This is a genomic window from Chitinimonas sp., from assembly GCF_041904975.1.
GTDB lineage: Bacteria > Pseudomonadota > Gammaproteobacteria > Burkholderiales > Chitinimonadaceae > Chitinimonas.
This window is the reverse complement of sequence record NZ_JAYRLZ010000362.1, coordinates 1-3,518: the sequence shown is the minus strand read 5'-3', so window position 1 is coordinate 3,518 and position 3,518 is coordinate 1. Positions and strand designations below refer to the sequence as shown.

The following is a 3,518-nucleotide window of genomic DNA, read 5'->3' as shown; positions in this document are numbered from 1 at the left end:
TTCTTCGTTAGGGCGGTCCATGCTTGCCTTTTGTAGGAGCGGCTTCAGCCGCGAAGACGGCCACGGGCCGCCCTACGGCGCTTGATAACCTCCTGCGCTTCCCACGGAGCGCCCCTCTGCCCTCGGTGGCGCCGAGCATCGCAGGCCAAGTCGGATGAAGGCGAGGGGTGTTTGAGGCCCGCAGGGCCGAGTTCCCGAGCCGCCGACTTGGTCGAGAAGCGCAGGGAACCCGGCATAGCCGGGCGCCACCGCGGGCGCGCCTTCTTTGCTGACTTTCTTGGCAAGACAAGAAAGTCAGGCGACGGCGGGACGCAAACCCGCCCATGATATTGGCGCCGCAGGCGCATAAAACCAACGGCTGGATGATGCGATACGCGACTCACCCAAGGCCGCAAGGCGCCTGTGCAGGGCAATTGACGCGCAGCGCATTGCACTGGGTTTGCTGCCTTGGGGCGCTGTGATCTTCAATGTCATCGGCCACACATCAGAGGCTTCCTTTCCACGTTTGATCCAGATTGAACACGCTGCCGCCAAAGTACGCGACAATGCGCGCCGCGATCTTTCTTCAGCGCCATCGGCGCCCGCCCTTATGACCACCTTGCAAAACGACACCTTTCTACGCGCCTTGCTGCGCCAGAGTACCGATTACACGCCGCTGTGGCTGATGCGCCAGGCGGGGCGTTATTTGCCGGAATACCGCGACACCCGCGCCCGCGCTGGCAGCTTTTTGCAGCTGTGCAAAAACACCGAGCTGGCCACCGAGGTCACCCTGCAGCCGCTCGATCGCTTCGCCCTCGATGCCGCCATTTTGTTTTCCGACATCCTGACCGTGCCGGATGCGATGGGTCTCGGGCTGTTTTTCGCCGAGGGCGAGGGGCCCAAGTTTGAGCGGCCGGCACGTGACGAGGCGGCGATCCGCGCCCTGGCGGTGCCCGATATGCACAAGCTGCAATATGTATTCGATGCGGTGGCCTCGATCCGCAAGGCGCTAAATGGCCGGGTGCCGCTGATCGGTTTTTCCGGCAGCCCCTATACCCTGGCCTGCTACATGATCGAAGGTGGTGGCTCCGACGACTATCGCCGTATCAAGACCATGATGTATGACCGGCCGGACCTGTTGCACCATATGCTGCAGGTGAATGCCGACACGGTAACTGCCTACTTGAACGAGCAGATCAAGGCTGGCGCCCAGGCGGTGCAGATTTTCGACAGCTGGGGCGGCTCGCTCCCCTATGGCAAGTACCAGGAATTCTCGCTGGCCTATATGAAGCAGATCGTCGCCGGCCTGATTCGCGAACACGACGGTCGCCGCGTGCCGGTAATCGTGTTCACCAAGGGTGGTGGCCTGTGGCTGGAAGATATTGCCGACACCGGCTGCGATGCAATCGGCCTCGACTGGACGGTGGATCTGGCCGATGCGCGCCGGCGGGTGGGCGAGCGGGTGGCCTTGCAGGGCAATTTCGACCCGGTGGCGCTATTTGCCCAACCGGCTGCTATCGAAACAGAGGTCGCGCGCTTGCTGGAAAGCTACGGTACGGGTGCTGGACATGTGTTCAATCTGGGCCATGGCATTTCGCAATTCACTCCGCCTGCGCATGTTGACGCACTGGTGAATGCCGTCCATCAACTGTCACGCAAGTTTCACGGTAACCCAGCCTAAACCTTGCCTTAGCCTGTTTGTAATATGCGATGTCCTTGCTGCTGGGTTGCGAAGAGTTGAGTAAAAACAATCTGTTACGGCAATCTGTTCAAGTAAAGGCATCGCAGTGTCCGCTAAGTTATGCACAGAGTACGAATGTTCTGCTTTCGGCCTTGTCAAGCGCGATATGGCAACTTTCTGCACTAATACGTGTTGAGTAAATGCTTGATTTAAAATGGTATATTTTAAAGCCTAAAATTTAGGCAATCCAGCATGGCGCTTGGATTTGCCGGACTTCAACCGGCAATTACAAACTTGCCCACAAAGTTATCCACACAATCTGTGGACATTCAATTTCACTAGCTGAACAGCCGGTCTGATAGCCAAACGGTGCATGGATCGATGGCCGGGGTGGAGGCAAGTGAAGGGGAGTCACGTTTTTGCCTTATGTCCGTCTGGCGCTGGATGTGCCGCTCGCCCGATTATTCGATTACGAGATTGCCGCCGCAACCGCGGCCGATATCGGCCGGCGCGCGGTGGTGCCGTTCGCTAGCCGTCGGCTGGTCGGCATCATCATGGCGCTGGCGGATGCGCCGCAGGATGTCGGCATCGCCATCAAGCCGGTGGAAGCGGTGCTCGACGATATGCCGGCGATGGCGGCCGACCTGCTGGCGCTGTTCCAGTTTTGTGCCGATTACTACCAGCATCCGATCGGGCAGGTGGTTCACACCGCCTTACCAAGCCGCTGGCGCGAGCCAAACCTGTTTCGTGCTGCCGAAATGTGCCTGTACCAGGCGGTCGATGCCGCTGCGCTGCTCGCCAGCTTGCCGCCACGGGCCACCCTGCAGCGCCGGCTGGCCCAGGCCTTGACCCGGCCTTGCCGCGAAGCCGAGCTACGAGAGCTATCATCCGGCGCCTGGAAGCTGGTGCAAGCTTGGCTGCTTGATGGGCGGGTGGCGGCACTCGCGCCACCGGTTCGGCCGACTGCGCTGGCCAGCGGCCCGCAATTGAATCAGCAGCAACAGGCCGCCGTAGCCGCCATTGGCGCCAGCAATGGCTTTGCCGTGCATCTATTGCGCGGCATTACCGGCAGCGGCAAGACCGAGGTGTATCTGCACAGTATCGCGGCGATCCTGGCGCAGGGCCTGCAGGCGCTGGTGCTGGTGCCGGAAATCAACCTGACCCCGCAGCTGGAAGGGCGCTTTCGCGCCCGTTTCCCCGGCATCGAGCTGGTAGCTTTGCATAGCGATATTGCCGATGGTGAGCGCGCTGCGGCCTGGGCCAAGGCAGCTCGCGGCGAAGCACGCCTGGTGCTGGGCACCCGGCTGGCGGTGTTTACGCCGATGCCGGCGCTGGGCCTGGTGGTAGTGGATGAAGAACACGATGCCAGCTTCAAGCAGCAAGACGGCCTGCGCTACTCGGCGCGTGATGTGGCGGTGCTGCGCGCGCGCCGGGCGGCGGTGCCGGTGGTGCTGGGCTCAGCCACCCCCAGCCTGGAAAGCTGGCAGAACGCGGTGAGCGGTCGCTACCGGGCCTTGCAGCTGAGCGAGCGGGCGGTGCAGGGTGCGCAGCCGCCACGCTGGCGCCTGGTGCCCACGCGCCGGCAGGCGCTGCACGAGGGGCTGCATGCCGCCACCCTGGCCGCCATCGGCGAGCGACTGGCGCGGGGCGAGCAATCGCTGGTGTTCCTCAATCGACGCGGCTATGCCCCGGTGATCCACTGCAGCGAATGCGGCTGGCTGGCGCCCTGCCTGCGCTGCTCGGCGCGGCTGACCGTGCATCTGCGCGAGCGCTGCCTGCGCTGCCATCACTGCGGCCATGAAGAACGCCTGCCGCCGCGCTGCCCCAGCTGCGGCAATGCCGATCTGGCGCCGCTCGG

General features: G+C 62.7%; 2 protein-coding genes. Both read left to right on the top strand.

Annotated elements, in window-relative coordinates:
- The first annotated feature begins 589 nt into the window (after positions 1–589).
- Positions 590–1,660 (top strand): uroporphyrinogen decarboxylase, encoded by a 1,071-nt coding sequence (hemE, locus tag ACE3OH_RS20770; RefSeq protein ID WP_374357679.1) that lies wholly within the window; start codon positions 590–592, stop codon positions 1,658–1,660.
- Between the two features lie 419 nt (positions 1,661–2,079).
- Positions 2,080–3,518: primosomal protein N' (gene priA, locus ACE3OH_RS20765; RefSeq protein WP_374357676.1), on the top strand; the 1,439-nt coding region annotated here is incomplete at its 3' end.